The organism is Glutamicibacter arilaitensis Re117, from assembly GCF_000197735.1.
GTDB classification, from domain to species: domain Bacteria; phylum Actinomycetota; class Actinomycetes; order Actinomycetales; family Micrococcaceae; genus Glutamicibacter; species Glutamicibacter arilaitensis.
Genome location: NC_014550.1, coordinates 3778903 through 3804131 on the forward strand (window position 1 = coordinate 3778903; position 25229 = coordinate 3804131).

At 59.4% G+C, this 25229-nt stretch carries 26 protein-coding genes and 1 pseudogene; 6 read left to right on the forward strand and 21 right to left on the reverse strand.

The window, feature by feature from the left end:
• Positions 1–19: 19 nt before the first annotated feature.
• From mmsB to uraD, 11 genes are all read right to left on the reverse strand, one after another.
• The gene (gene mmsB / locus AARI_RS17920) at positions 20–1201 is read right to left on the reverse strand and encodes a multiple monosaccharide ABC transporter permease (RefSeq protein ID WP_013350648.1); all 1182 of its coding nucleotides are present in this window, start codon (positions 1199–1201) and stop codon (positions 20–22) included.
• Positions 1198–2736 (reverse strand): multiple monosaccharide ABC transporter ATP-binding protein, encoded by a 1539-nt coding sequence (mmsA, locus tag AARI_RS17925; RefSeq protein ID WP_013350649.1) that lies wholly within the window; start codon positions 2734–2736, stop codon positions 1198–1200. Before mmsA ends, mmsB begins: the two co-directional genes overlap by 4 nt.
• An 88-nt stretch (positions 2737–2824) precedes the next feature.
• Complete coding sequence (chvE, locus tag AARI_RS17930) at positions 2825–3994, reverse strand: multiple monosaccharide ABC transporter substrate-binding protein (protein ID WP_013350650.1); 1170 nt, start codon at positions 3992–3994, stop codon at positions 2825–2827.
• Between the two features lie 175 nt (positions 3995–4169).
• The gene (gene araA, locus AARI_RS17935) at positions 4170–5681 is read right to left on the reverse strand and encodes an L-arabinose isomerase (RefSeq protein WP_013350651.1); all 1512 of its coding nucleotides are present in this window, start codon (positions 5679–5681) and stop codon (positions 4170–4172) included.
• 7 nt (positions 5682–5688) lie between these two features.
• A complete protein-coding gene (locus AARI_RS17940) occupies positions 5689–6405 on the reverse strand; it encodes an L-ribulose-5-phosphate 4-epimerase (RefSeq protein WP_013350652.1) in 717 nt (238 codons plus the stop codon).
• Between the two features lie 25 nt (positions 6406–6430).
• Positions 6431–8044 carry a xylulokinase gene (locus AARI_RS17945; protein ID WP_013350653.1) on the reverse strand — a complete coding sequence of 538 codons (1614 nt, stop codon included), beginning with the start codon at positions 8042–8044 and terminating at the stop codon, positions 6431–6433.
• 169 nt (positions 8045–8213) lie between these two features.
• Positions 8214–9269, reverse strand: coding sequence for a LacI family DNA-binding transcriptional regulator (locus AARI_RS17950; RefSeq protein ID WP_013350654.1), 1056 nt, complete (start codon positions 9267–9269; stop codon positions 8214–8216).
• A gap of 256 nt (positions 9270–9525) precedes the next feature.
• On the reverse strand, positions 9526–11013 hold the full coding sequence (locus AARI_RS17955) for a nucleobase:cation symporter-2 family protein (protein WP_013350655.1): 1488 nt from the start codon (positions 11011–11013) through the stop codon (positions 9526–9528).
• A gap of 123 nt (positions 11014–11136) precedes the next feature.
• Positions 11137–12060: a factor-independent urate hydroxylase gene (gene pucL / locus AARI_RS17960; RefSeq protein WP_013350656.1), complete on the reverse strand. Its 924-nt coding sequence runs from the start codon at positions 12058–12060 to the stop codon at positions 11137–11139.
• 3 nt (positions 12061–12063) lie between these two features.
• Entirely contained in the window at positions 12064–12420 is a 357-nt protein-coding gene (gene uraH / locus AARI_RS17965; protein ID WP_013350657.1) for a hydroxyisourate hydrolase, read from the reverse strand.
• Between the two features lie 63 nt (positions 12421–12483).
• Positions 12484–12978, reverse strand: coding sequence for a 2-oxo-4-hydroxy-4-carboxy-5-ureidoimidazoline decarboxylase (gene uraD / locus AARI_RS17970; RefSeq protein WP_013350658.1), 495 nt, complete (start codon positions 12976–12978; stop codon positions 12484–12486).
• Positions 12979–13302: 324 nt separating this feature from the next.
• Between uraD and AARI_RS17975 the strand changes: the two genes are divergently transcribed.
• Complete coding sequence (locus tag AARI_RS17975; RefSeq protein WP_013350659.1) at positions 13303–13497, forward strand: hypothetical protein; 195 nt, start codon at positions 13303–13305, stop codon at positions 13495–13497.
• A gap of 71 nt (positions 13498–13568) precedes the next feature.
• Here the strand turns inward: AARI_RS17975 and AARI_RS17980 are convergent, their stop codons facing one another.
• The 3 genes from AARI_RS17980 to AARI_RS17990 form a co-directional block, all read right to left on the reverse strand.
• Positions 13569–13865: a hypothetical protein gene (locus AARI_RS17980; protein WP_013350660.1), complete on the reverse strand. Its 297-nt coding sequence runs from the start codon at positions 13863–13865 to the stop codon at positions 13569–13571.
• 3 nt (positions 13866–13868) lie between these two features.
• Positions 13869–14204 (reverse strand): cupin domain-containing protein, encoded by a 336-nt coding sequence (locus AARI_RS17985; protein WP_013350661.1) that lies wholly within the window; start codon positions 14202–14204, stop codon positions 13869–13871.
• Positions 14205–14311: 107 nt separating this feature from the next.
• On the reverse strand, positions 14312–15328 hold the full coding sequence (locus tag AARI_RS17990; protein WP_013350662.1) for an AEC family transporter: 1017 nt from the start codon (positions 15326–15328) through the stop codon (positions 14312–14314).
• A gap of 197 nt (positions 15329–15525) precedes the next feature.
• Here AARI_RS17990 and AARI_RS17995 point away from each other — a divergent pair, with 197 nt between their 5' ends.
• Together AARI_RS17995 and AARI_RS18000 are read left to right on the forward strand one after the other, a co-directional pair.
• Positions 15526–16290, forward strand: a complete 765-nt coding sequence (locus tag AARI_RS17995) for an SDR family oxidoreductase (protein WP_013350663.1) — start codon at positions 15526–15528, stop codon at positions 16288–16290.
• 30 nt (positions 16291–16320) lie between these two features.
• Entirely contained in the window at positions 16321–16698 is a 378-nt protein-coding gene (locus tag AARI_RS18000; protein ID WP_041649168.1) for a nuclear transport factor 2 family protein, read from the forward strand.
• 10 nt (positions 16699–16708) lie between these two features.
• Here the strand turns inward: AARI_RS18000 and AARI_RS18005 are convergent, their stop codons facing one another.
• The 3 genes from AARI_RS18005 to AARI_RS18015 all read right to left on the reverse strand — a co-directional run bounded on the left by AARI_RS18005 (position 16709) and on the right by AARI_RS18015 (position 18012).
• A complete protein-coding gene (locus AARI_RS18005; RefSeq protein ID WP_041649169.1) occupies positions 16709–17149 on the reverse strand; it encodes an SRPBCC family protein in 441 nt (146 codons plus the stop codon).
• Between the two features lie 56 nt (positions 17150–17205).
• Entirely contained in the window at positions 17206–17463 is a 258-nt protein-coding gene (locus AARI_RS18010) for a hypothetical protein (RefSeq protein ID WP_013350665.1), read from the reverse strand.
• 87 nt (positions 17464–17550) lie between these two features.
• Entirely contained in the window at positions 17551–18012 is a 462-nt protein-coding gene (locus AARI_RS18015; RefSeq protein ID WP_013350666.1) for a MarR family winged helix-turn-helix transcriptional regulator, read from the reverse strand.
• 123 nt (positions 18013–18135) lie between these two features.
• On the opposite strand from AARI_RS18015, the gene AARI_RS18020 reads away from it, so the two are divergent.
• The gene (locus AARI_RS18020) at positions 18136–19137 is read left to right on the forward strand and encodes a pirin family protein (RefSeq protein ID WP_013350667.1); all 1002 of its coding nucleotides are present in this window, start codon (positions 18136–18138) and stop codon (positions 19135–19137) included.
• A gap of 17 nt (positions 19138–19154) precedes the next feature.
• Positions 19155–19487 (forward strand): GNAT family N-acetyltransferase, encoded by a 333-nt coding sequence (locus tag AARI_RS18025; RefSeq protein WP_013350668.1) that lies wholly within the window; start codon positions 19155–19157, stop codon positions 19485–19487.
• On the opposite strand, the gene AARI_RS18030 is transcribed toward AARI_RS18025, so the two are convergent.
• Both AARI_RS18030 and AARI_RS20475 read right to left on the reverse strand, forming a co-directional pair.
• Positions 19484–20866, reverse strand: a complete 1383-nt coding sequence (locus AARI_RS18030; protein ID WP_013350669.1) for an MFS transporter — start codon at positions 20864–20866, stop codon at positions 19484–19486. The genes AARI_RS18025 and AARI_RS18030 overlap by 4 nt on opposite strands.
• Before the next feature lie 22 nt (positions 20867–20888).
• Positions 20889–21023 (reverse strand): annotated as a pseudogene (locus AARI_RS20475) (ZIP family zinc transporter); the annotation flags it as partial.
• A 239-nt stretch (positions 21024–21262) separates the two neighbouring features.
• Here AARI_RS20475 and AARI_RS19475 point away from each other — a divergent pair.
• Positions 21263–22672, forward strand: a complete 1410-nt coding sequence (locus tag AARI_RS19475; RefSeq protein WP_081461198.1) for an exonuclease domain-containing protein — start codon at positions 21263–21265, stop codon at positions 22670–22672.
• A 120-nt stretch (positions 22673–22792) separates the two neighbouring features.
• Here the strand turns inward: AARI_RS19475 and AARI_RS18050 are convergent, their stop codons facing one another.
• Positions 22793–23536, reverse strand: coding sequence for a ZIP family metal transporter (locus AARI_RS18050; RefSeq protein WP_013350671.1), 744 nt, complete (start codon positions 23534–23536; stop codon positions 22793–22795).
• A gap of 62 nt (positions 23537–23598) precedes the next feature.
• The gene (gene dnaB / locus AARI_RS18055) at positions 23599–24954 is read right to left on the reverse strand and encodes a replicative DNA helicase (RefSeq protein WP_013350672.1); all 1356 of its coding nucleotides are present in this window, start codon (positions 24952–24954) and stop codon (positions 23599–23601) included.
• Positions 24955–25229 lie beyond the last annotated feature (275 nt).

Below are 25229 nucleotides of genomic sequence, written 5' to 3' on the forward strand. Positions count from 1 at the left end.
CGTGGCAGCAAGCCGCAGGCTAGCTGCCGGCGCCTGCGCGGCGCTTGTTGTAGATGTCGAAGGCCACTGCCAACAGCAGTACGATACCCTTGACGATCTGCTGGGTGGAAGCGCCCACGCCCATCAGCTGCATTCCATTGGAAAGTACCGCCATCACCAGGCCGCCGACAATGGCGCCTGTCACACGGCCCACGCCGCCGGTGGTCGACGCGCCGCCGATGAAGCAGGCCGCGATGGCGTCGAGCTCGAACATGTTGCCCGCACCTGGCTGGGCGCCGTTGGAACGCGAGGAGAAGACCACGCCGGCCACGCCGGAGAGCAGGCCCATGTTGATGAAGATCCACATGTTGATGCGCTTCACGTTCACGCCTGAGAGCTTGGCTGCCGACAGGTTGCCGCCGATGGCGTAGACGTGGCGGCCGAAGACGGTCTTGGTGGTCAGCACGTGGTAGCCCAGGATCAGGGCGGCCAGGATGATCAGCACGATCGGCATGCCTCGGCTGGTGGCGATCTGCCAGAAGAACCAGAGGATGATGATGCCCGTGATGATGTTCTTGGCCAGGAACATGGCCATGGATTCAACGCTCTGGCCGTACTTCGCGCGGCCGGCGCGGTTGCGCCACTGCGAGACGATCAGGCCGGCTACGGCGATCACGCCGATGATCACGGTGAACAGGTCAAAACCGTTGCCGCCCAGCAACCCGTTGAGGAAACCGCCGGCGATCTGGCCGTATTCGCCAGGGAATGGCGAGAGCGAAACGTTGCTCAGCACTTCATAGGTCAGACCGCGGAAGAGCAGCATTCCGGCCAGGGTCACGATGAACGCGGGGATCCCCACGTACGCCACCCAGAAGCCCTGCCACACACCGCACAATGCGCCGGTGGCGATGCCGGCAAGCATGCCGACCCACCAAGGCATGTCGCCCTTGATCACCAGTACCGCGGAGACCGCACCGGTCAGTGCCACCAGCGAGCCAACGGACAAGTCGATATGCCCGGCGACGATCACGATGATCATGCCCAGGGCCAGGATCAGCACGTAGGAGTACTGCAAGATGATGTTGGTGATGTTGATCGGGCTGAGCAGCAACCCGTTGGTCAGGATGGTGAACAGCACCACGATGAGCACGAAGGCAATGTAGATGCCAGAGGTGCGCAGGTTCTTGGTGAAGATATCCTTCAGCTCGTTTGTGATGGTCATCGGGTGCTTTCCTTCTCGATGGTCATGAGTTCCATGAGGCGTTCCTGGGTGGCTTCACTGCTTGGTAGCTGGCCGGTCATCCGGCCGTAGGCCAGGGTGTAGATGCGATCGCAAATACCCAGCAGTTCGGGTAGTTCTGAGGAGATCACCAGGACCGCTTTGCCGGCCGCGGCCAGCTCATTGATGATGGTGTAGATTTCGTATTTGGCGCCGACGTCGATGCCGCGGGTGGGCTCGTCGAGGATCAGCAGCTCCGGAGCGGTGTGCAGCCATTTGCCCAGCACGACCTTCTGCTGGTTGCCGCCCGAGAGGTTTCCGACCTTCGCCATCACATTCGGGGTCTTGATGCGCATGGACTTGCGGTAGTGCTCGGCAATCTGGATTTCCTTGTTGCCGTCCACGAAGCCCTTGGAGGAGATCTTGTCCAGGCCGGCCGCCGTGGTGTTCACGCGGATGTCCTCGATCAGATTCAGGCCGAACTTCTTGCGGTCCTCGGAGACGTAGGCGATGCCGGCGGCAATGGCCTTGCCCACCGTGGAGGTATCCACTGGCTTGCCGTCCATCTTGACGGTGCCGGTGATATTCCGGCCGTAGCTGTGCCCGAACACGCTCATCGCCAGTTCGGTGCGTCCAGCGCCCATCAACCCTGCGATGCCAACGATTTCGCCTGCACGGACGGTGAGGCTGGCGTTGTCCACCACGGTGCGCTCTTGCTGCACCGGGTGCTGGACCGACCAGTTTTCGACCTCGAAGACCACGTCGCCGATATCCGGTTCGCGTGCCGGGTAGCGGGCGGAGAGTTCGCGGCCCACCATGCCGCGGATGATGCGGTTCTGGTTGGAGGCCGGATCCGCCATGTCCAGGGCTTCGATGGACTGGCCATCGCGGATGATCGTGGTGGTGTTGGCGATATCTTCGATTTCGCCGAGCTTGTGCGAAATGATGATCGAGGTGATGCCCTGTTCGCGCAGTTCGCGCAGCAGGTTCAGCAGGTGCTCGGAGTCATCATCGTTCAGCGCCGCGGTTGGCTCGTCAAGGATCAGCAGCTTCACGTTCTTGCTCAGTGCCTTGGCGATTTCCACCAGCTGCTGCTTGCCCACGCCCAGCTGTCCTACCGGGGTGATCGGCAGTTCGTCAAGGCCCACGCGGGCCAGCAGCTGCGCGGCACGGTGGTTGGTGCTGTTCCAATCAATGAAGCCGCCGCGTGCGGTTTCATTGCCAAGGAAAATGTTCTCGGCCACCGACAGGTAGGGCACCAAGGCCAGTTCCTGGTGGATGATCACGATGCCTTGGGCTTCGGAATCCTTGATGCTCGAGGCCTTGAGTTCTTCGCCCTCGAAAATGATCTTGCCCTCGTAGCTGCCGTGCGGGTAGACCCCGGAGAGCACCTTCATGAGGGTGGATTTGCCGGCGCCGTTTTCGCCGCAGATCGCGTGGATTTCGCCCTGTCGGACCGAAAGGCTGACGCCGTCCAGCGCCTTGACCCCGGGGAAAGTCTTGGTGATGTCCTGCATGTGCAGGATCGTGGTGTCCATAGTGCAGACGTCCTTGGTGTTTGCTTGAGCTGGGCATCAAGCCGGCGGGAGCGAAAGTGCGCCCCCGCCGACTTGATAGCGGCCTGGACTACTTGGTCTGGCCGGCCTTGACTTCCTCGGCGGTGTAGTAGCCGGAGTCCACCAGCAGCGAGGTGATGTTGTCCTTGACTATGATGTCCGAGTCCAGCAGGTAGGAAGGAACAACCTTCTTGCCGTTGTCGTAGGTCTCGGTGTCGTTGGCTTCCGGCTCGCCGCCGCCGGCGTAGGCCTTCACGGCCTCTACTGCCTGGGTGGCCAGCTTGCGGGTGTCCTTGAAGATGGTTGCGTACTGCACGCCATCGTCGATCAGCTTCACCGAAGCGATTTCTGCGTCCTGGCCGGAGATGATCGGCAGGCCATCTTCGATGGACTTGCCGTAGCCGGCGTTGGACAGTGCGGTGATGATGCCGCGCGAGATGCCGTCGAATGGCGAGAGGATGCCGTCGATCTGGGTCTTGCCGCCCTTGTAGTGGGCGGTGATCAGGTCTTCCATGCGCGACTGGGCTTCTTCCTGGCTCCAGCGCAGGGTGGCTGCCTGCTCGATCTTGGTCTGGCCGGACTTGACCGTCAGGGTGCCGTCGTCCAGGAATGGCTTCAGGGTATCCATGGCGCCCTTCCAGAAGAAGTGCGCGTTGTTGTCGTCGATCGAACCGGCGAACAGCTCGATGTTGAACTTGCCCTTCTTGTCGGTGCGCTTGCCCTCTTCGTCAGCCAGGCCCATGCCGGTCAGCAGCGAGGTAGCCTGCTGCACGCCGACGTTGTAGTTGTCGAACGTGACATAGAAGTCGACGTTCTCGGTGCCGTTGATCAAGCGGTCGTAGGAGATGATGGGGATGCCCTGGTCCGCTGCGGCCTGCAGCTGGGTGGACAGTGCGGTGCCATCGATGGAGGCGACTACCAGGATGTCATCACCCTTGGTAATCATCTGGTCGATCTGCTGCTGCTGGGTTGGGATGTCGTCATTGGCGAACTGCAGGTCGACTTCGAAGCCAGCTTCTTCCAGCTGGGACTTGACGGCTTCACCGTCAGCGATCCAACGCTCCGAAGTTTCGGTTGGCATAGCCACACCGACCTGGATGTCCTCTGGGGCAGTCGACTCTTCGCCGCCAGCACCTGCTCCACCGCCGGCGCCACCGCCACTGCAAGCCGCCAATGCGCCAACCAGCGCCAGTGATCCTACCGTTGCCGCAGCTTTGCGGGTCCAGTTATTCCATGCCATCTTTTCCTCCTTGAAAGGTTGCCATATCTGATAATGAGACTGAGCTCACATCATGTTAGCGCTAACACAGCGATTTGAGCCACCCCAAATGTAAATAAATTAAGATTCCTTACTCATTGGTTATGCACGCGCATTGCAGCACGTGCATAACCATGGGAAAGGGCCTTGTGAGCTGTTAGAAACCCTGAGCCAAGCGATAGTAGCTCTGGTTCACGCGAATCTGCTGCGCGAAGTTCCGGCGGGTGGTTTCCTCATCGATGACCAGCAGCTCGGTGCCCGCGATTTCAGCGAACACCTCGAATGCCTCCAGCCCTGCGGCGGTGGACATCACGGTGTGGTGCGCGCCGCCGGCGGCCAGCCAGGACTCGGACGAAGTGTTGAAGTCCGGACGCGGGCTCCACACGGCACGGGCTACCGGAAGGTTGGGAAGGTCTGCCGGCGGGGTGACCACGTCGACGACATTTGCGGTCAAGCGGAAACGCTCGCGCATATCGGCCATGGAGACCACGACCGCACCTTCGGTGGCGTCGGCATTGAAGACCATGCGTACTGGATCCTCGCGGCCTCCAATACCCAGCGGGTGGATTTCCACGCGCGGCTTGGAGGTGGTTAGCGACGGGCAGATCTCCAGCATGTGGGCGCCGAGAATCAGTTCCTTGCCCGGGGTCAGATCGTAGGTGTAATCCTCCATCAGCGAGGCGCCGCCGGGCAGGCCTTCGCCCATGACCTTGGCCGCACGCACCAGCACCGCGGTCTTCCAGTCACCCTCGGCACCGAAGCCGTAGCCCTTGCCCATCAGGCGCTGCACGGCCAGGCCTGGCAGCTGCTTCAACCCGCCCAGATCTTCGAAGTTGGTGGTGAAGGCCTTGGCGTGCGCTGCGCCAAGGAAGGTCTCCAAAGCGATTTCCTGGCGCGCTACGTAGCGCAACGACTCATGGCGGGCACCGGAAGCGCGCAGTTCTTCGACAACGTCGTATTCACGCTCGTATTCGGCGACCAGTGCGTCGACCTCGGTTTCGGACACGGCTTCTACGGCTTCGACCAGGTCGTTGACCGCCCAGGTGTTCACCGAAACGCCGAAGCGGATTTCGGCTTCGGTCTTATCTCCCTCGGTGACTGCGACATTGCGCATGTTGTCGCCGAAGCGGACCAGATTCAGGTTCTGCACGGCGTGGAAACCGGCAGCGCCGCGGATCCAGGTGCCTATGCGCTTGGCAACGGCAGGGTTGGACACGTGCCCCACCACGGTGGTGCGCGCAGCGCCCAGGCGGGTAGCCAGGTAAGCGTATTCGCGGTCGCCGTGCGCGGCCTGGTTCAGGTTCATGAAGTCGAAGTCGATTGAGTCCCATGGCAGTTCTACGTTCGCCTGAGTGTGCAGGTGCAGCAGCGGCTTGGTCAGGGCCTTGAGGCCGTTGATCCACATCTTGGCCGGGCTGAAGGTGTGCATCCAGGTGATGACACCCAGCACGTTCTCATCCGAGTTGGCCGCCAGCATGGCGCGGCGGATCGACTCGGAGTCCTTGAGCACTGGCTTCCAGATGATCTTTGCCGGAACCTGCTCCGAAGCGTCCAGTGCTCGGGCCACCTCGGTGGATTGCTCGGCAACCTGGCGCAGGGTTTCTTCGCCGTACAGGTCCTGGCTTCCGGTGAAGAACCAGATTTCTTTGTCGTTATATGCCTTGGCCATGATGTCCTTACTGTCCGTAAACGTTCTTGTAGCGCTCGTAGAGCGAGTCGATATGCTGCTGGTCGATGGCCGCTGGGTCTCCCAGCTGGCGCGAGATGTGCACGGTGCGCGCTACTTCCTCGCACATCACTGCGGCCTTGACCGAGGCCTTGGCATCCTTGCCGATCGTGAATGGCCCGTGATTGCGCATCAGCACCGCAGGGCTGCGCGATTCGCTCAAGGTAGAGACGATGCCGCGTCCAATGGAGTCATCGCCGATGATCGCAAACGGGCCAACCGGGATCGGGCCGCCGAATTCATCGGCCATCATGGTCAGCACGCAAGGAATTTCTTCGCCGCGGGCCGCCCAGGCGGTGGCGTAGGTGGAGTGGGTATGCACCACGCCGCCGACTTCTGGCATGTGCTCGTAGGTGTAGGCGTGGGCCGCGGTATCCGAGGAAGGTGCACGGGTGCCATCCAGGAGCTTGCCGTCCAAGGTGCAGACCACCATGGACTGTGCGGTCAGCTCGTCGTAGGCGACGCCCGATGGCTTGATCACGAACAGATCCGCGCTGCCGTCGGTGATTTCCGGGTGGCGTACGCGCTGGGAGACGTTGCCAGCGGTCCAGACCACCAGCTCGTAGCGCGGCAATTCGGCGTGCAGGTCGGCGACGATCTGGCGGACCTTGGACACCTCGTCCTGCATCGACTGCGGGTAATCCGCGAGGGACTTGAGCTCACTCATGGTTTCTTGGCTTTCTTCTCGAAAATTACAAGGCTGCGATGGCTGCGCGCTGAATGGCCAAACCGGATTCATAGTTCGCCAGCCAGGCGCTGTAGCCGGCAACATCCTCCGGCAGTGGCGATGCCTCCTGGGTTTTGGCCGACGCGAAGACCTGTCCGTTGAGGAAGGCATCCAGGCTGGTGTCCGGGTTGGATTCCAGGTACTTCCGGAAGCTGGCAAGCACCGCAATTCCCCACGGACCACCGTGGCCGGCGGTTTGCGAAACGCTCACCGGGGTATCCAGTGCTGCGGCGAGGAAACGCTGGGCCACACCGGCAGTACGGAATATGCCGCCATGGGCATGCATCTTTTCCGCCCTCACGCCTTCGGCAGCCAGCACCTTCATGCCCAGGCTCAGGGTGGCGAACATGCCGTAGACCTGTGCGCGCATCAGGTTGGCCAGGTTCAGCGAGGAATCCGGGGTGCGGATGATCAACGGGCGCCCCTGCTCCAAGCCGGTGACCGGCTCTCCGGAAAGGTTGTTGTAGGCCAGCAGCCCGGCGCCATCGGCCGCGCCTTCCAATGCGGAGCCGAGCAAGGCCCCGAAGACCTCATCGCTGGAGGCGGTAGCGCCCAAAGCGCGGGCGAAGTCGCCGAACACCCCGGCCCAAACACCGATTTCGCTTGCTCCGTTGTTGCAGTGGACCATGGCAACGCTATCGCCTGCCGGGGTGGTCACCACATCGATTTCGTGGTGCAAGCCTGCCAGGGGCTGATCGAGCACCAGCATGGCGAAGATCGAGGTTCCTGCCGAGACGTTGCCGGTGCGCACGGCCACCGAGTTGGTGGCCACCATGCCGGTTCCGGCATCGCCCTCTGGCGGGCAGAAGGGCACTCCTGTTTGCAAGGTTCCGGTGGGATCCAGCAGCCGGGCACCTGATTCGCTGAGCTTGCCGGCCGCAGCGCCAGCTGGCAGCACGGCAGGAAGCAGTTCTTCCAACCGGTGCGGGGCTGGGTAGGAAGCAGCTAGTTGCGCGAAGGTTTCAAGCATTGCGGCATCGTAATTGCCGGTGGCAGTGTCGATCGGGAACATGCCCGAGGCATCGCCTACACCCAGCACCTTTTCGCCGGTGAGCTGTTCATGGACGTACCCGGCCAGGGTGGTCAGGTGCGCAACCTTGGCCACATGCGCTTCACGGTCCAGCATGGCTTGGAAGTAGTGGGCCACCGACCAGCGCAGCGGAATATTGAACCCGAAGGCTTCGGTGAGCTTCGCGGCGGCGGCCGAGGTGTTGGTGTTGCGCCACGTGCGGAAAGGTACCAGCAGTTCACCGGATTCATCGAAGGCCATGTAGCCGTGCATCATGGCCGAGATGCCAACCGAGGCGAAGCTGGCGGGGGTTATGCCGTAGCGCTGGCGGCAGTCGGCAAGCAGGGCTGCGAAGCAGTCCTGCAGGCCGGCGTGGATGGACTCGATCGAGTAGGTCCACAGCTGGTCGGAGAACTGGTTCTCCCACTGATGGCTGCCGCTGGAGAGTTGCTGGAAGTCCGGGCCAATCAGGCTGGCCTTGATGTTGGTCGATCCCAATTCGATGCCAAGGACGGCGTTTCCTTCAGCAATCAGCTGGGCCGCGGGTGCAGTCGGGTGCACGTTCTCCATGGATTCTCCGTCCTGAAGCCCGCCTGTTGCGGACTGCGTCTTTGCATTGCCAGCGATCGCCAAGGGCTTCACCACGATTAGCTGGCTGAACTTCGACTCAATGTTAGCGCTAACAAAATGCGATGCGCAACACCCATGCCATTGACCAACGGCACAGTGGAGTTTTTATCTACCCCAGCGCGGCAGTGCTGTCCCGAACCACCAGCACAGGGACGATGACCTTTGGCAGAGTATGGCCAGGTTTGCCCTCCAGCAATTCAGCCAGGGCGGTCCGGCCAATTTCCTGGAAGGGCTGGCGCACTGTTGAGAGCGTTGGAATCAAGTACTCAGCAACCTGCAAGTCATCAAAGCCAATGACCGACACATCCTGCGGAATCTTCAATCCCGCCTCCCAGAAGGCGCGCATCAGACCGATGGCAAGGTAGTCATTAGCGGCAAAGACCGCAGTAACTTCGCCCGAACGCACGTGCTCGACCAGGCGCTTTCCGGCTTCGTAGCCTCCTGGCGACATCCACGAACCCCCCGGCACCTCCAGTGGAGAGTCATCGAAGTGGGCCATGGCCTCTAACCAGCCCACCTTGCGTTCGGCGGCGTCGAACCAGCCGGTGGGACCCGAAACATGGGCAATCTTCCGGTGCCCCAGCTCCAACAGGTGGTTTACCGCCTGATGCGCGCCGGCACGCTGATCGACATAGACATAATGCGCCGGGTCATCAGCGGGAACATCGGTGCGGGCAGCAACAACCACCACCGGAATCTTCAAGGCCGCAGCATCCAAGGCGTCTGTGACCTCGTTGAAGGAAGCGACCACGACCACACCGTCAACGCCTTGGTCAATCAAATGGCTCAGGGCTTTGGCGGAGGAATGAACGTCATAATCTTCCATCGCGGTTACCGTTACGAAATAGCCCTCGGCCCGGGCCGCCGCCTCGACACCGAGCACCGTGGATTGCGGTCCGAAGAACTCGCTGCCGATAGTCAGGATGCCGATAGTGCTTGATGACGCTGTGGCCAGTTCGCGTGCGGCTCGATTGCGCCGGTATCCGAGTTGGCGGATCGCGTCCATCACCTGTTCACGGGTTCGGGCCCTGACATTTGGATGGTCATTGAGCACGCGGGAGACCGTCTGATGGGACACCCCTGCCATGACCGCCACGTCTGCCATCGACGGTGGTCGGTTTCCTGGGCGCCCTTCACCGGGCTGAGCAATGTTCACAACCGTCATTATTGCAAACACTTTCCATCAGGCGGGCATGGATCAGCTGGGGCGAGGGTCTAAAATCTTGCTAAATCGCCTATCCCGCCAGCTAACCAGGTGAAGAGTGCAGCGCTGCTAATCGATGGACTTCCCGCAATGCCGGTTGCTTTGCCAGCACATATGGGAAAGTGCCGGCAAGCCTTAATCTGCCGACACTTTTCACCTTTGGGAGCTCTCGCTTCCACACCCTGATTCGGGTTCACCGCGCACCGCTTCGGCTCATTCAGTGCCCGGAAAGGTTGGTGGGCTTGGGCACCGGCATCTGAATGGCTCCGGTCTGGATCTTCTCGAATTCATCGGGTGTGACTACCGGAATTTCGTAGCCTTCCTTGTCGATGAGCTTGCCGCCCACGTAGTGGTCGCCCTCGAGCAATCCGCAGATCTCTTCGGTCTTGACCATGCGCGGTGGAGCGGCGGAGAAGACCGAGCTGTTCTTTGTATTCCCGAATTGGAATTCATTGAAAAGCAGGTTCAACAGCACCGCCATGACGGCTGCCGAGGAGATTCCGGAGTGGAAGATCGTCTCAAACCAGGTTGGGAATCCGGCATAGAAGTCAGGCTTCACAATCGGAATGCATCCGAAGGCAATTGATGCCGCAACAATGACCAGGTTCATGCCGTCGTACTTGACCTTGGAGAGCGTGCGAATCCCAGAGGCCGCGACCGTACCGAAGAGCACGATACCGGCACCGCCGAGCACCGGGGTGGGGATGGCGGCCACGACCCGTCCGAGGATCGGGAGCAGGCCGAGCACCACTAGGATGCCACCGCCGGCAGCGACGACGAAACGGCTGGTAATCCCGGTAATTGCCACAAGTCCGACATTCTGCGCAAACGCCGACTGCGTAAAGGTGTTGAAAATCGGGGCCACCGCAGAAGAAGCCATATCAGCACGAAGGCCGTTCGCGATGCGTTTGGAATCGACCTTGGATCCGGCGATCTCCCCCACTGCCAGAATATCTGCGGTCGTCTCGGTGAGAATCACCAGCACCACGATGGTCATGGAGATGATGCCGCCGATCTCGAAAACCGGCATGCCAAAAGCCAGCGGCTGCGGGAACGCGAAGATGGCGCCATGCCCGACCTGGGAGAAATCTGCCATGCCAAGCAGTGCGGCCGCGACGGTGCCGAATACGATGGCCAGCAAGATCGACATCCGTGAAATCGCCGCGTTGCCGACCTTGGAAAGCAGCAGCACAACCAGCAGCGTACCCGCGGCCAGGCCGATATTGGCCAGCGACCCGTAGTCTGGGGCCGCCGCATCCCCGCCCATCGCCCAGTTGGCGGCGACCGGGGTCAGCGAAATGCCGATCATGGTAATCACCACGCCGGTGACAACCGGCGGGAAGAATCGGATGATCCTGGCGAAGAAAGGAGCAATGAGGAATCCAATGAGCGCTGCGGCCAGCACGGCGCCAAACACCGCCTGGATTCCCCCGCTGCCGTTGACGATTGCCACCATGGTGGCGACCGAGGCAAAGGAGGTGCCCTGGACCAGCGGCAATTGGGCCCCGAAGAATGGGATGCCGATGGTCTGCAGGATCGTTGCCAAGCCGCCGACAAATAGGCAGCAGGCGACCAGCAGTCCAACTTCATCTGGCGCCATCCCCGCGGCGTTGCCGATGATCAGCGGCGGTGCAATGATGCCGCCGTACATGGTCAATACATGCTGCAGCCCATAGGCGAAGGTCTTCCCAAAAGGAAGGCGCATGTCTTCAGGCCGGGGGCTTTTGATAGATTCATTGTGCGTAGCGCTCAAGGCTGACCTCCTACGTCAGTCGCTGCCAAAGTGATGCCGGCGTTGCCGCGCCGGCATCACTTCAACGCCGTCAGGTTAGGCAAATGCCGGGATATTGGACCAGATTGGGTGATTCGACTCGGTCTCCTCGCGGGTGATGGTCGCTTCGATCAGCCCATAGGGGCGGTCAGCGGCGAAGAAGACTTCGTTCGGGTTATCCTGCCCGAAAGCGTCCAAATCAACGAGGAAATGGTGCTTGTTCGGCAGTGACATCCTGATCTCGGCTATTTCCGGATGTGCTTCGAGTACCGCCTTGCCCATCTGGAACATGCTCTGCTGCAGTGCGTATGAATGGGTGCTGGCGAAGCGCGTGAGCAAGAGGTTGCGCACCGAGGCGTAGACTCCATCGAAGTCGATGCCCGCTTCGAGGCCCTGATCGGTGTAGCGCCAGCGGGCAGTCACGTCGGTGGCCAGGATGCGGTCTGTGGTTTCCTTCAGGACCGTATATTTGTCCACCGGGAAACCGTGGAATTCGCTGCCCGTGGATTTGAGCACGGTGAGGTCCTCCAAGCCGGCCACAATGGACTTTTTGCCGTCGTCGCCGATTTCCAGCACCGCTGTGCGGACCTCCGACTTGTTCTGCGAGAACGCATGGTCATGGTCGTTGATGCGATCCCAGAAGAATTGCTGGGCTGCCCAGCGACCTCCGGTGACCCAATCGAACGAGCCGGTGAAGTGCTCACCGAGCTGGAGAAGGAATTCCTCCACGGTGCCAACGCCATTGCGGGCCAGTCCGTAGACGGTGTTTTTCTGGGTGTCGGTGGCAACGACATGTGAGTTGTCGCCATCGATGTGGGCCGCGGTGAAGTCGCCATGCAGCTGGCTGGTGACGTTCAGGTCCTGGATCTGATGACGAGGGGTGTCGCGGGTGATCTTGACCAGGCGGACTTCAGCCTTGCCGTATTGATTGGATCCGAGCACGATCTTGGTGTCGGTTGGGGCGGTGGTTTCGATAGTCATTTTCTAACTCCCTCGGTACGTGGAATATGCGAACGGGCTGATAAGAAGGGGTACGTGGTAATGCTCGGCGACATCATTGACGAAGAAGTCGATTGTTACCGCGGGGAAGAAGGTTTCCGTTCCCTGCTTCCCGAAGTAGGCTCCGGTTTCAAAGGAAATCCGGTAGTGGCCGGCTTCAACCTGCACCGGTCCGAGGTTCTTGATGCGGCCGTCCGCATCGGTGGAACCTGAACCGATTTCTTGCCAGCCGGATGCGCTCTTGGCTTCCAGCATGGCCTTGACACCGGAGGCAGGCCTCCCGGTCCCGGTGTCGAGAATATGGGTAGTGATCTGGCTGCGTTCTTCGTTGGCAGCTGGCATGATTTCATCTCCTAGATTTTTGGAGGGCATTGAGGCGTGCACGGGGATGGTCTTGGCACCGGTCTAGTCCTGAACGGAGTCCTTGAGGCGCAGGACAGCAATCTGGCGCAACTGCTCGCCTACTTCGCGAAGTTCATTTTCTTCGTCATTCCCCAGACGGCGTTCGCATTCGGCCAGGATTTCTTCAGTGCTTCGCCCGGCGGCTCGGATGAGGAAGACTCTGTTGAAGCGCTGTTCGTAAGCGCGGTTAGCGGCTTCCAGGCGTTCGGAGGCATCGCCGTCCAGCTTGAGGCTGGCTTGCTCGCCACGGGAGAGGTCCGCCTCCCTGCTCGCTCCAGGGGCCCGTTCTCCGATCCGCGGATGATGGGCCAGTGCCGCGGAAATTTCGCCGGGGCTGAAGGCCGAAACATGCTGGAGCGCGAATGAGGACAGCGCGTGAAGGCTGTGGAAGGGGCGGGCAGAAACAAGTGTGTCGATCCAGCGATCGAGGTCAACGCAGGGGCGCAAGAAGTTGGCGGCCTCGCCTGCGGGCAATTCATTGAATACGTCTAAGCGCATCGGGTGATCAGCTCTTTTCAAACGGTCGTTCTTTCCACGGACCTTGGCTGAACACCCTTAACCACCGAATAATCATCTCGGCTTCGACTCGATGCTGGTTTCGTGGAACCTTGTGACACCACTGTAATCCAGCTCACAGCATGGTAGTCAAGGGGAATTGGAAAAATTTTTAACAAGTGCGACTTTAGGCAGGATTCCGTATCGCGGATAAAGAATTTTGCGCATTACTATTGCCAACATCACCATCCGGCATCCATACTGGTTTCACAAAACAGAAGATGCCTTCCGCAATACGAAAACTTTGAACTGCAAAGGAGGGTCGCAATGACTGCCCTGAACCCGGCGAAAAACAGCTGTCCACCGGAAGGACACCGCCTCATTGCCACCACGGACGCCCTGCGTACCGGACTTTTCCAGTCCATCGAGGGCCTGGATCCGGATATCGTCCGCCAGCCGCGGATTTCCACCGGCTCAGCCTCGCTGTGGAATCGGCTCTTCGGCCAGCATTCAGATCGCTGAGCGATCTTTCCTAGACCGCGTAGAGGCCAACCCCCTGAGGCATCGGGACTTGGCCTCTACGTCTATGCAACTCACCTGCCCACTGTCCGGGCCCAGCCCTCGTTGAAATCCATGGAGTCGACAGGAGCGGTGCTCGGCGCCGCGAGCATGCCGACAATTGAATCCACCAGGCAATTCCCCGGTGATTCCCAATTGCCCTGCTGCGCATCATCATTAACCATGCATTCGTACTGGGCGCAGATACCCAGGACCATCGGCCCGAGGATCATGGCGCGCGAGCGCAGTACGACCTGAGGGATCCCGGCGAGTTCAGCGCGCAACCAGGCCCGCGCCATTTCATCGCTCAGGCCTTCACCCAATTTTCCCATCCGCTAGCGATCGATTTTGGCGACCGTAAGCAGCACGCTGGAGTCCTCATTGGCGCTGATCTGCAGCCGTCCATCGGGAAGAGCAATGAGGTCCTGGTTGCGGCCCTCCCACTGCTGCCCATTGGATGAAACCGTGACCCGGCCTTGCAGAACCAGCAGTGTCGCTTCGCCGGGGTTCAGGTGCTCCTGCAGCTGCGTTCCGGCCTTCAGACCAATGACGGTTTGGCGCAGCGTGTGCTCATGCCCGCCGAAAACCGTGCTAGCTGCTCTGCCGTTGGCGGTTTCGCCTGCTTCACGCAGCTGGGCGCGGGCGATGGCGGTCAGCGAAAACTTCTTCATCGAATCCCTGCTTCTCGTCTCAGGCCCGGTGAAAAGCTCCGGGCCGCATGGCATGTGGTGCTTCAAGACTGTCCGCAGCCAGCATAAAGGTCAAGGGAACTGGGGCGCTACTTCAGCACCAGCTGAGCGATCACCGGTAGGGCGATGACCGACAGGACGCAGGTAATGACAATGGCCACCGCGGTCGGCTCACCGTCGCCGGTGTCATTCTGCGCCATGATATAGGCAGTCGCGCTGACCGGCATGGCTGCCATGAGCACCGCTGCGTTGAACCAGATGCGATCCAGATCCGGGGCGAAAGCAAGCAGCATGGCCACCGTGAGCAATGGCAATGCCACCAGCTTTCCCAGCACCATGACCGCGATTGATGTCTTGGCCCACTTCACGGTGCCTGCCACCCCGACAGGATCAACCGGCGTATTCCGCTTGGCACGAGAACGCGCAATGGTCCTCTTCAGCGACATCCCGATCACAAAGAGGGCACCAGGGGCGGCGGCGGCCGAAAGCAAGTCGACGGTGTCCTCCACCGGCTGGGGTACCGGAACGGCAAAGAGGACTACCGCAGCGCCCGCGAGCATGGCCCAGGTGACCGGACTTTGAATCAGCGCATTTCGGATGGTTCGAGCAATGCGCGCTGGGCTTGATTGGTGCTGGCCTCCAGCTCCACTGGGCAGCAGGATTTGGGCCAGGACAGGGAATCCGAGCATGAAGATGACGTTGTGAACCAGCTGGCCCATGCCGGCAGCGAAGCCAGCCTGCGGGCCCATCACGCCCAGGATAATGGGAATCCCAAGATAGGAGACGTTGCCGAAGCTCGTGCTGAGCATTCCTGCCAGCGCCCGCGCACGGCCAACACGCAGCAGGTAGCGGAACCCCAACCAGAAAAGCGCTGCGAACGCCAACGTCGAGGCGACGCTGATCCACAAGAAGGACCCTGGAATACCGTCGCTGATGTCAGCGCGTGCCACTACTTTGTAAAGCAGGGCCGGCAGTGCGACATAGAAGACGAACACGTTGAGCGCCGGCTCCACACCGGGCGGGAACTTGGGCGCATAACTCGCCGCGTAGCCGATGAGCATGACGAAAAACAGCGGCAGCACACCGTAGAACACGTCGAGGAACACAAGACTCCTTATCAAGTCGCTGGTCCCAGTCGAAGGACGAGCTCTTCAAGACTAGTAGTTTGCGCCGAGTAACCAGTAAATCCGTTGTCTGCTGGGGCGCAACATCCAGAAGAAAACTGGGGTTTACTCCCCCAGCTTCCTAGGATGGGACCACGCGCCTCATTTCCTTTTGCCTCAGAATTTTCCGAGGAGAATTAATGTCCCACGCATCCGAAGTTCCTGCCAGCACACCTACCATCGTGGTTACCGGGGCCGGTTCGGGAATTGGCCGTGCCGCAACCCGGTTGCTGCTGGCGCAGGGATGGAATGTAGTGCTTGCCGGACGCACAGAGGCAAGCTTGCTGGAAACCGCGCAGGAGCACAGCCGCGCCTTGGTGGTGACCGCAGATGTTTCGGATCCCGAGGCTGTCCAGCAGGTATTCCTCGCAGCCCAGTCGCACTTCGGTTCGGTAGATGTCCTGTTCAATAATGCAGGGATTTTCGGGCCTTCGGTGGCGATCGACGAGCTGACGCCCCAGCAGTGGGACGAGGTCTGCCGGATCAACCTCACCGGTGCCATCAATGCCGCCCGCGCTGCCTTCGCGCATTTCAAGGTCCACGGCGGCGGGCGCATCATCAACAACGGGTCAATTTCCGCCCAAACTCCTCGGGTGAACTCGGTGGCATACACCGTCACCAAGCATGGCATCGCCGGGCTGACCAAATGCTTGGAACTCGATGGCCGCCCCTACCGGATCCGCGCCACCCAGCTGGATATCGGAAATACCGCCAGCGACCTGCTCAATGATTTCGGCGCCACGCAAGGTGCGCTGCAGCCTAATGGCGAACGGATGGTCGAGCCGACCTTCCCGCTTCAGCAGGCAGCCGAAGCCATTGCCTATATCGCAGGGGTTCCCTTGTCAGCTTCGGTCAACCAGCTCACCATCACCGCAGGAGGCATGCCGCACATCGGCCGTGGCTAGACTGGGCGTACACCGGAAGGAGGGAACGCCATGCAGGTAGATATCCCGGGGAATTGCGGAAACGCTCCTCGCCACCAGATCATCATTGGGATCATCGAAGCCCTCCACGCCAAGGACCTCCAAGCGCTGCACGAGCGATGCGCTGAGGACGTCCGGTGGGAGATTGCCGGCTCAGGCAAGATTACCGGTTTCGAAGCCATTGCGCAGTGGGCAAAATCAGGAACGCCAACCGATTCCCTGAAGTTCTCCAGCGTCCTTACCCACGGCAAGGAAGGCAGCGTCGACGGGATTTCCACCGATGATTCGGGAGCCTCGACGCATTTCAGCCACGTCTTCCAGTTCGCTTCAGCTGGCAAGAACGCAAAGCTGAAGGCAGTGCGCAGCTACTTCATCCCAGCTGCTTCCTAGCAGCAGTTATTTAGAAGAACTCGGCGAGCAGGGTTTCGAGCTTGGCGAAAGCGGAGTTCCAGGCCTTGGTGCTTGTTTCGATGACATCGTGAGGCAGCGGGCTCTGGGTAAGGGTGAGCATGGTCTGGCCGGCGAATTCCTTGAATTCAATGCGGGTTTCGATGACCAGGTCCAAGGTCATTTCATGCGGCCCGTCGGCACTGGCCAAGCACTCGTACTCATCGAAGGTGGTGAACACTGCCTTGAGCGGAACGACCGATTCGGGATTCGCGTCCTGGACCATGTGCAGCTCGTGGCGTCCACCGATCTTCGGTTCAAGGACTACGGAATCCTCTGGGACATTCCAGCCGTGCGGACCCCACCATTGGGCGATAATTTCCGGTTCAACAAAGGCAGCCCACACTGCGGTCTTCGGCGCTGAAAATTGTCGGGCGACTACGAGCTCAGTCATGGAATCCATGGGTTCAATATTATCGCGACTCCCCTTGGCAGCCTACGTGAGATTGGCTACCGCGAAGGACGGCGAGGCTCCATGCGGCTCACGGTGTACAGGGTTTGGTCATCAGGCTGCGTACCGGCAGCCTCATGCGCGCGCATCACCTTTACGGCACGGTCCCACTTAATGCGCTCGCGCGGACTGGCAAGGACGCGGCGCTCGGCAGGACCGAAGATGCTCAGCCCAAGGTACTTCAATCGCCAGAAGGCACGATAGCGAGCGCTCAGGCCTGTGGTATCTGAAATGATAGGTAATGGGGATTCATCCATGATCGTCGTCCTCTGCGGTCACAGCTGCTTGCGGTCATCTACGGTTCCATCATACGTCATTAGTTGGTGCACCAACTAAATCTGCAGCTACTCTTTCGGTGCATTTGCTCCCGAGGCGATCATCCGGTCCAGGATGCTGCGCAATTCCAAAACGTCGTTTTCCGATAAAGCCAAACGATCCATCATTTCGCGCGGCACCTTCATTGCCTTTAATCTCAATTCCTGGCCCTTGGGGGTGGGCTGGATGACTACAGCGCGTTCATCGGCCGGGTTTTTCGTCTTCGCCACCAGGCCGGCAACTTCAAGGCGTTTGACCAGAGGGGAGAGCGTACCAGGGTCAAGATGCAGGTGGCCGCTGAGTTCTCGTGCACTCATCGGGCCCTTGTCCCACAGGGCAAGCATCACCAGGTACTGGGGATGCGTCAGGCCCAGCGGATCCAGCACTGGCTTGTACGCGGAAATCACCGAGCGCGAGGCCACAGCCAGCCCAAAGCAAACCTGTTTTTCCAGCTTGAGAAGATCTTCGTCGCGAAGAATAGTCCTGTCCACGTTGCTGCAAACTCCTTGAAAGACGCCGATAACGCTTTAACGATCGTACCCCGGGTGAATCTGGCGTATTCCGGTGGGCTAACGGGAGTGGTCACAGCCCTCGAACATGAATAACCTTAGGCCATGAGCAATCTTGAGCACACGCCTGCAGAAATTGATTGCAGGTCTGAACAGTCCCAGGGCGAGGTCGAGATCCTGGAGCCACGCGAAGTGCCGCTGGGCGGCCCGCGAGCCATGACCGTCTTCCGCACCCTGCCCCAGAAGCAACGCAGTCTGATCGGCGCCTGGTGCTTCTTGGATCATTATGGGCCCGATGACGTCAAGGTCACCGGAGGAATGAATGTTCCGCGCCACCCGCATACTGGGCTGCAGACTGTCTCATGGCTTTTCACCGGCCAGATCGACCATATGGATTCGGCAGGATTCAAGGCAACAGTGCGTCCCGGCGAGGTTAATCTGATGACCGCCGGGCACGGTATCAGCCACTCGGAAATCCTGACCGAAGACACCACGATCCTGCACGGAGCGCAGCTTTGGACCGCGCTGCCGGATCACGCCCGCGACATGGAACATACTTTTGAGAATTACCGCCCCGAGCCGCTGGCCGGAGCAGGCTGGCGCATGGCCGTATTCATGGGAACCTATGGGATTTCCGGGCAGAGTTCCACCTCGCCGGTAAAGACCCAGACCGAGCTTGGCGGTGCTGAACTGCGCCTGGAACCGAATACCGAAATTGAGATTGCCGTCCCGGCACATCATGAACACGGCATCTTGGTGGATTCTGGAAGCTTGAGTGTGAACGAACACCAGCTCTCTGCCCGGGATCTCGGCTTCGTGCGTGCCGGTTGCAAAACTTTGCGGCTGTCAGCAGGCGATGAGCCGGTGCTGGCGCTGTTGATTGGCGGTGAACCGCTGAATGAAGAAATCCTGATGTGGTGGAACTTCGTGGGCCGCACCCACGAAGAAGTCCTCGCTTTCCGTGCTCAGTGGCAGGCCGAGATCGGAGCGGAACCCGGGGATGCTTCCGAGGATCGGTTTGGCCCCTTCCCGCCGAATACTCCCGCGGCCTTGCCCGCTCCAGCACTTCCTACTGTTCGCCTGCGCCCGCGCGTGAACCCATCCTAGAAAGCAAGGTAAAGACAATGAGCGAGATCAAGCCAGTTTTCCTGCCAGAACGACAGCGCTTCGCCCTGGATGACGAGGGAAAAATCATCGGTGCCGCGCATTTCCACGACTTCGATGGCGCTGCCGGTACCGAACGCATCTTCTTCCACACCACCGTGGATGAAGAATATGGCGGACAGGGCCTAGCAGGCATCATGGTGAAGTTCGCTTTGGAGAACACCATTGCCAGCGGCGCCAAGATTGTTCCGGTCTGCCCGTACGTGAAGTCCTACGTTGCCAAGCACACCGAATACGACCAGCACCTTGTACAGCCAACCAAGGCCCATCTGGAGATCCTGCCGCGAGGCTAATCCTGCACCGCGGGCGCGATTCCCTTGGTTCGCGGCGAGATCACGATCAGTATCAGGATCAGGATCATGCTGAAGCCGAAGACCGAGATGAACCCCATCCCCGTGGCTGCCATTGCAAAAATCACTCCGCCGATGGCGGTGGCGCCGGCATTTCCCAACGAGTCCGCCACCGTCATGGCCGAGGAATTGAACCCCTGCTCGCTCTTGGCCGACAGGGCCAGCATGTTCACGTTCTGGCGCGGGAAGATCATGCCCATGCCGAACCCGCCCACAGCCCAGCCGCACACCAGAACGATCACCGGAGGGTGGAAGATAGCGGTGGCCAGCGCAGTGCCAATTGCCACGCTGCCGGCGAGCGCACCCACGGTGATGCACCGCGAGTTAGAGACCTTCTCCCCCAGCTTTCCTTGCAGCCAGGAGCCGATGGACCAGCACAACGCGGATGCTGTCAGGATCAGGCCAGCACGGTCCGGAGTCAGCTGGTAATCCTCGCGCAGCAGGTAGGGAAGATAGACCTCCACCCCGAAGAATGCGCCGGTCACGAAGATTCGAGTCATCATCGTAGCCGGCAGGCCCTTGCGAATGGTGAACGTGCCTTTGGGCAGCAGCGGTCGGATCGCTACCAGCGCCACGACCAAGGCAAGCAGCAAGCCTGCCAGCGACCAGCTGCTATGCAAATTGCCCAACAAGTTCATGGAAATAACGGCCAGGCCGGTGAGCCCGGCCAGCGCCAGGCGCTTCACTGAAATCGGACCCAATTCGGGATCGCGTTCAGAGCTCATGGATCTGAGACTGGGGATGATTCCGGCGAAAGCGGCGATCACCAGGATGGCCACACCGGAAAAAACCCAGCGCCAGCCGATATGCACGGCAATCAGCCCGGCCAGCCACGGACCGACCATGGCCGGAATAACCCAGGCGGTAGCAAAGAGGGCAAAGATTTTTGAATGCAGGTGCCCAGGGTACGCGCGGGCAATGAGCACATAGAGGGCCACGGTAATTGCACCGCCGCCGACTCCCTGCAAGATCCGCCCGCCAATCAGCATCTGCATAGTCATCGCTGAACCGCAGATCACCAAACCGATGCAGAACACGGCTACCGCAATGTGCAGCAGATGCTTAGGCCCCCAGCGGTCGGTGATCTCACCTGCAGCGACCATGCCCAGCATGCCACTGGCAATGGGCGCTGCGAAGGCCAAGGCGAAGTAGCGTTCACCCTCCAGCAGTTCGCTGACCATTGGCATCACGGTGGTAACAGCCATGGATTCAAAGGCAACTAGGAATACGAGCACGAACATGCCAAGGGTGGTGGCAAGGTATGGCGGTGCGTAGATTGTCTGGGTTTCAGACGCAGAAGAGCTGCTGCTTTTCAGTGGCATTGAACCATGATCTCAGGTTTGCTCAGCCTCCGGTAACGTGCAGGCTGAAGGCGGCGAGGAATCCCGTGGTGACCAGCAGTCCGGTGTAGTCGTGCTCCGCGGCATAGGCTTCGGGAATCATGGTGTCGGCAATCATCGTCAAGATGCCGCCGGCGGCCCAATTCTCTGGCAGGTAACGGTTAGTGTCGTCGACAAAAATCAACGCAACCCTGCACCCAACATCCAGGGGTTCGCAACCTAATTGGGAATGGCCCCAATGAATCACTCGGGCATCGGGGGAATCACCCATTGATAACGTTCCTGTAACTTTCAACCATTAATGTCCAGACCGTCGCAAGCTGGTGATTCACTGAAAGAAAGCGCAAATTAGTCTTAGGAAGAATCACAGGAAACGCTATGAACATGGACTTCACGGCAATCGATTTTGAAACCGCGAACGGCAAGCGTGCATCAGTTTGCGCCGTTGGTATGACCAAAGTTCGAAATGGAAAGATCATTGACCAGGCTTCCTGGCTAATCAAACCTCCTCATGGGTTCACAACCTTCGCAGATCGAAACATAGCGATACATAAAATCACAGAAGCAGACGTGGTCAACGCACCCTCATGGACCGAGTCAGCTGCCCGCATCCGTGATTTTGTCGGCAACGATATCGTTGTCGCCCACTATGCAACATTCGATAAGTCTGTGTGGCGTCAGGCCTGCGAATGGTCAGGCGTGGACTTCGGCGATTTCCACTGGCTTTGCTCTCGTGATTTAGCCAGAGCACATCTGGGTCTCCAGGATTGCAGCTTGCCGACCGTGGCAGATTCGCTAGGAATCAAAGGCCTGGATCATCACAACGCCGCATCTGACGCTTCTGTCTGCGCACAGATAGTCTTAGCCATCGCTCAACGAGCAGGTGTCTCCACATGGGTCGATCTTGACACAGTCACACCCCAGAAATCCGCCATATCGCGATCCGGTCGACCATACTCATCAGAACCTTCGATCAGAAAAAGCGACCTACCAGAACCTAATTTGAACGCAGATCCGGAACATGAACTATTTGGTCAAGGCCTTACCATTACAGGAGGCTTTGAACTACTTGGTCGGCGCGAGGCATTCCAATTGGCTGCCAGCTTTGGGGCAAGTGTCCAGTTGAGCACTACCCGCAAGACCACGATCCTAGTGATTTGCGATGAAAATCCGCACGCACCAGGCTTTGACCTGCGTCACGGCACGACTAAGGCCAGAAAAGCTCACGAATACATCACGGAGCGAGCACAACAGATCCGTATCATGAGCGAGACGGAATTCTACGTCGCTGTAGGAATGGCGCCCGCCTCAATGCTGGAAGCTAATCGCACTAAACCTCAGCGCACGTCGCCCTTGCTATCACAATTCATAGCACCTTCCCTAGAATCCGCAGAGATCAACTCCGTTGAGGCAGTCAGAGCCGAAGCTTCATCTACTACCCACGTCGCCGAACCAACAATCCCCAACGATCCGCTTCCAGCCTCTCAAAATGCAGACCTCCCATCACTACCGTCACACCCTTTCGACAACGCGCACCTTCCCGTCGCAACACACTCCAGAGTCAGCTCTTCGAGACCACCGCGCACCCCAAATTCGCGCCGCCAGACGATCCGCCGCATTACTTTTATGGTGACGGCGTGGATCCTCGCGATAGCCACAGGATTCTCGCTGCTATGTACCGCTGTCGGATACAGCTTTGACGCAGTTGCTGGGACAACTTTCCTCACCTTCTCAGTGCTGCTCGGGACAGGTTGTTTCTTTGCATTCCGAACCGCGAGAAAGAGATAGTCAACAGCGATCCGCATTACTCTTTACGCTGGTTTTCTATTTACTGAATCTTCGACGCAAAATATCTCTTCAAGGTTTTCCCCAAGTTTGAGCTACTAGTGACTGCGTATCTGGTTTCTGCTAATCACCTATCACGTGCAGGCTGAAGGCGGCGAGGAATCCCGTGGTGACCAGCAGTCCGGTGTAGTCGTGCTCCGCGGCATAGGCTTCGGGAATCATGGTGTCGGCAATCATCGTCAAGATGCCGCCGGCGGCCACGGCGGTGGCGAAAGCCAGAACCTCTCCGGGCATGGATTCGAGCAGCAGCGCGCCAAGGAACGCGGAGATGCCGCAGCAGATCGCGATCGATCCCCACAGGGCCGCCACCGAGGAGCCTTTGCGCCCCGCGTCTTTCATCTGCGCGGTGCTGGCTAGTCCTTCCGGGACGTTGGAAATGAAGATCGCGATGAGCATGGCCGGGTTGATCGCCGAGCTGGCCACCACGGTCAAGCCCAACGCTACCGATTCAGGAATCCCGTCAATCAGCGCACCGACAGCCAGATCGCTTCCAGCGGATTCATCAGCACCGCCCGTGCCCTTCTTTGCCCGGCGCCGCTTGGTCCGCCAGTCAAGGAGCCGGTTGGCCCCGAAGTACAGCAGGGCACCAGCGATGACTCCGATGAGCGTAGCGACCAGGCCACCGGTCGTGTAGGCCTCCAGCACCAGCTCGAAGGTCAACGCGCTGATTAGCACGCCTGCGCCGAAAGCCATGATGGCGCTGACCCAGATCTTGGGAATCTTCAGCCACCACGCCGCCGCCGAGCCCAGCAACAGGGCCGAGCCGGCCACCGTTCCCCACAGCAAAGCCTGCATAGAATCGAACATGGCACCCACTATAGCCAGCAATCAGCTGGCTATAGTGGGTGCCATGCAAGTCCTGACTGGGATTAACCCTCGTTGGACATGTTGTTGAAGCGCGAGTAGTGGCCCTGGAAGGCCACCGTAATGGTCTTAGTCGGACCTGCACGGTGCTTAGCGATAATTACGTCTGCTTCGCCCGGACGGTTTTCCTTGTCGTAGACGTCGTCGCGGTGCAGCAAGATCACCATGTCGGCGTCCTGCTCGATCGAGCCCGATTCACGAAGGTCCGAGATCATCGGCTTCTTATCAGTCCGCTGTTCCGAGCCACGGTTCAACTGCGAAAGTGCAATCAGCGGAACGTCGAGTTCCTTGGCCAGCAGCTTGAGGTTACGCGAGAATTCGGAAACTTCCTGCTGGCGTGATTCCACGCGCTTGCCCGAGCTCATCAGCTGCAAGTAGTCCAAGACAATCATGCGCAACTCATTGCGCTGCTTCAGGCGACGGCACTTGGCGCGGATTTCCATCATGGACATATTCGGAGAATCATCGATGAACAACGGGGCTTCGTTCAATCGACCCATCGTGGTGGCAATTTTGGTCCACTGGGCATCCTCGACAGAACCCTTGCGCAGATCTTGGAGCTGGATAGATGCTTCGGCGGAGAGCAAGCGCATCGCAATTTCATTGCGGCCCATTTCCAAGGAGAAGAAGACGGTAGCCATATTGTGCCTGATGGCAGCCGAACGGGCGAAGTCCAAGGCGAAGGTCGACTTGCCCACTGCAGGACGTGCGGCGATGATGATCATCTGGCCGCCCTTAAGTCCCTGGGTCAGTTCATCGAATTCGTAGAATCCGGTAGGTACGCCGGTAATGCCGTCACCAGCATTCGCCGCATTCTCAATTTCATCGACCGTATCTTCGATGATGTCCGAGAGGCGCACGTAGTCTTCACTGTTGCGGTTTTCGGCAACCTTGTAAACCTCTGCCTGGGCTTCGTTGACGATGGCGTCAACTTCACCATCTGGCGAATAACCCATCTGGACAATGCGGGTACCTGCGTCGACCAATCGGCGCAGCACAGCACGTTCACGCACGATTTCTGCGTAGTACCCTGCGTTGGCTGCAGTTGGAACCTGCTGGATGAGGTTATGCAGGTATGCTGCACCGCCAATGCGTGAAATCTCTCCGCGCTTGGTCAGCAAGTCGGCAACTGTCACCGCATCAGCTGGTTCGCCGCGACCATAGAGGTCAACAATCGCCTCATAGATGGATTCGTGGGCCGGGCGATAGAAGTCGGTGCCACGGATGGCTTCGACCACATCAGCAATGGCGTCCTTGGAGAGCATCATGCCGCCGAGGACCGACATTTCGGCCTCAACATCCTGTGGCGGCTTACGCCCTGCGTCGGATTCTCGTCCTTCATAAACCGGCTCAGCACTCATTGCAGACACTTCCATCCCTATTGACCCGCTGAGAAAAATTCTCCCTGCCTCATGGCAACGCTCCATCATGTCAGTCGACACGGACATTTGGATATTAAGCGCCTGTGGATATTTCTCTCCCAAAGCCAACAGTAGGGGTGTTATTAACAGGCGTAAACCTCATTATCCACAGAATATGTGGATAACCACGCTGTACCTGTGGACGTCCCTGTTCACTGTCTGGGGAGAACTCTGTGGATTACCCCACTTTGTACCTATCAAACTGGATGTGACTA

What these genes read in the sequence shown, in the direction of transcription:
- AARI_RS17980 (WP_013350660.1), bottom strand. Translation starts at nt 13,865, where the DNA reads ATGGGAAAATTGGGTGAAGGCCTGAGCGATGAAATGGCGCGGGCCTGG.
- AARI_RS18050 (WP_013350671.1), bottom strand. Translation starts at nt 23,536, where the DNA reads ATGTTCGATTCTATGCAGGCTTTGCTGTGGGGAACGGTGGCCGGCTCG.
- AARI_RS18020 (WP_013350667.1), top strand. Translation starts at nt 18,136, where the DNA reads ATGAGCAATCTTGAGCACACGCCTGCAGAAATTGATTGCAGGTCTGAA.
- AARI_RS18025 (WP_013350668.1), top strand. Translation starts at nt 19,155, where the DNA reads ATGAGCGAGATCAAGCCAGTTTTCCTGCCAGAACGACAGCGCTTCGCC.
- AARI_RS19475 (WP_081461198.1), top strand. Translation starts at nt 21,263, where the DNA reads ATGAACATGGACTTCACGGCAATCGATTTTGAAACCGCGAACGGCAAG.
- AARI_RS18005 (WP_041649169.1), bottom strand. Translation starts at nt 17,149, where the DNA reads ATGACTGAGCTCGTAGTCGCCCGACAATTTTCAGCGCCGAAGACCGCA.
- AARI_RS18010 (WP_013350665.1), bottom strand. Translation starts at nt 17,463, where the DNA reads ATGGATGAATCCCCATTACCTATCATTTCAGATACCACAGGCCTGAGC.
- AARI_RS17995 (WP_013350663.1), top strand. Translation starts at nt 15,526, where the DNA reads ATGTCCCACGCATCCGAAGTTCCTGCCAGCACACCTACCATCGTGGTT.
- chvE (WP_013350650.1), bottom strand. Translation starts at nt 3,994, where the DNA reads ATGGCATGGAATAACTGGACCCGCAAAGCTGCGGCAACGGTAGGATCA.
- AARI_RS18000 (WP_041649168.1), top strand. Translation starts at nt 16,321, where the DNA reads ATGCAGGTAGATATCCCGGGGAATTGCGGAAACGCTCCTCGCCACCAG.
- AARI_RS17955 (WP_013350655.1), bottom strand. Translation starts at nt 11,013, where the DNA reads ATGCGCCTTCCTTTTGGGAAGACCTTCGCCTATGGGCTGCAGCATGTA.
- mmsB (WP_013350648.1), bottom strand. Translation starts at nt 1,201, where the DNA reads ATGACCATCACAAACGAGCTGAAGGATATCTTCACCAAGAACCTGCGC.
- AARI_RS18030 (WP_013350669.1), bottom strand. Translation starts at nt 20,866, where the DNA reads ATGCCACTGAAAAGCAGCAGCTCTTCTGCGTCTGAAACCCAGACAATC.
- dnaB (WP_013350672.1), bottom strand. Translation starts at nt 24,954, where the DNA reads ATGAGTGCTGAGCCGGTTTATGAAGGACGAGAATCCGACGCAGGGCGT.
- AARI_RS17950 (WP_013350654.1), bottom strand. Translation starts at nt 9,269, where the DNA reads ATGACGGTTGTGAACATTGCTCAGCCCGGTGAAGGGCGCCCAGGAAAC.
- AARI_RS17945 (WP_013350653.1), bottom strand. Translation starts at nt 8,044, where the DNA reads ATGGAGAACGTGCACCCGACTGCACCCGCGGCCCAGCTGATTGCTGAA.
- mmsA (WP_013350649.1), bottom strand. Translation starts at nt 2,736, where the DNA reads ATGGACACCACGATCCTGCACATGCAGGACATCACCAAGACTTTCCCC.
- AARI_RS17975 (WP_013350659.1), top strand. Translation starts at nt 13,303, where the DNA reads ATGACTGCCCTGAACCCGGCGAAAAACAGCTGTCCACCGGAAGGACAC.
- AARI_RS17985 (WP_013350661.1), bottom strand. Translation starts at nt 14,204, where the DNA reads ATGAAGAAGTTTTCGCTGACCGCCATCGCCCGCGCCCAGCTGCGTGAA.
- AARI_RS17940 (WP_013350652.1), bottom strand. Translation starts at nt 6,405, where the DNA reads ATGAGTGAGCTCAAGTCCCTCGCGGATTACCCGCAGTCGATGCAGGAC.
- pucL (WP_013350656.1), bottom strand. Translation starts at nt 12,060, where the DNA reads ATGACTATCGAAACCACCGCCCCAACCGACACCAAGATCGTGCTCGGA.
- uraD (WP_013350658.1), bottom strand. Translation starts at nt 12,978, where the DNA reads ATGCGCTTAGACGTATTCAATGAATTGCCCGCAGGCGAGGCCGCCAAC.
- araA (WP_013350651.1), bottom strand. Translation starts at nt 5,681, where the DNA reads ATGGCCAAGGCATATAACGACAAAGAAATCTGGTTCTTCACCGGAAGC.
- uraH (WP_013350657.1), bottom strand. Translation starts at nt 12,420, where the DNA reads ATGCCAGCTGCCAACGAAGAACGCAGCCAGATCACTACCCATATTCTC.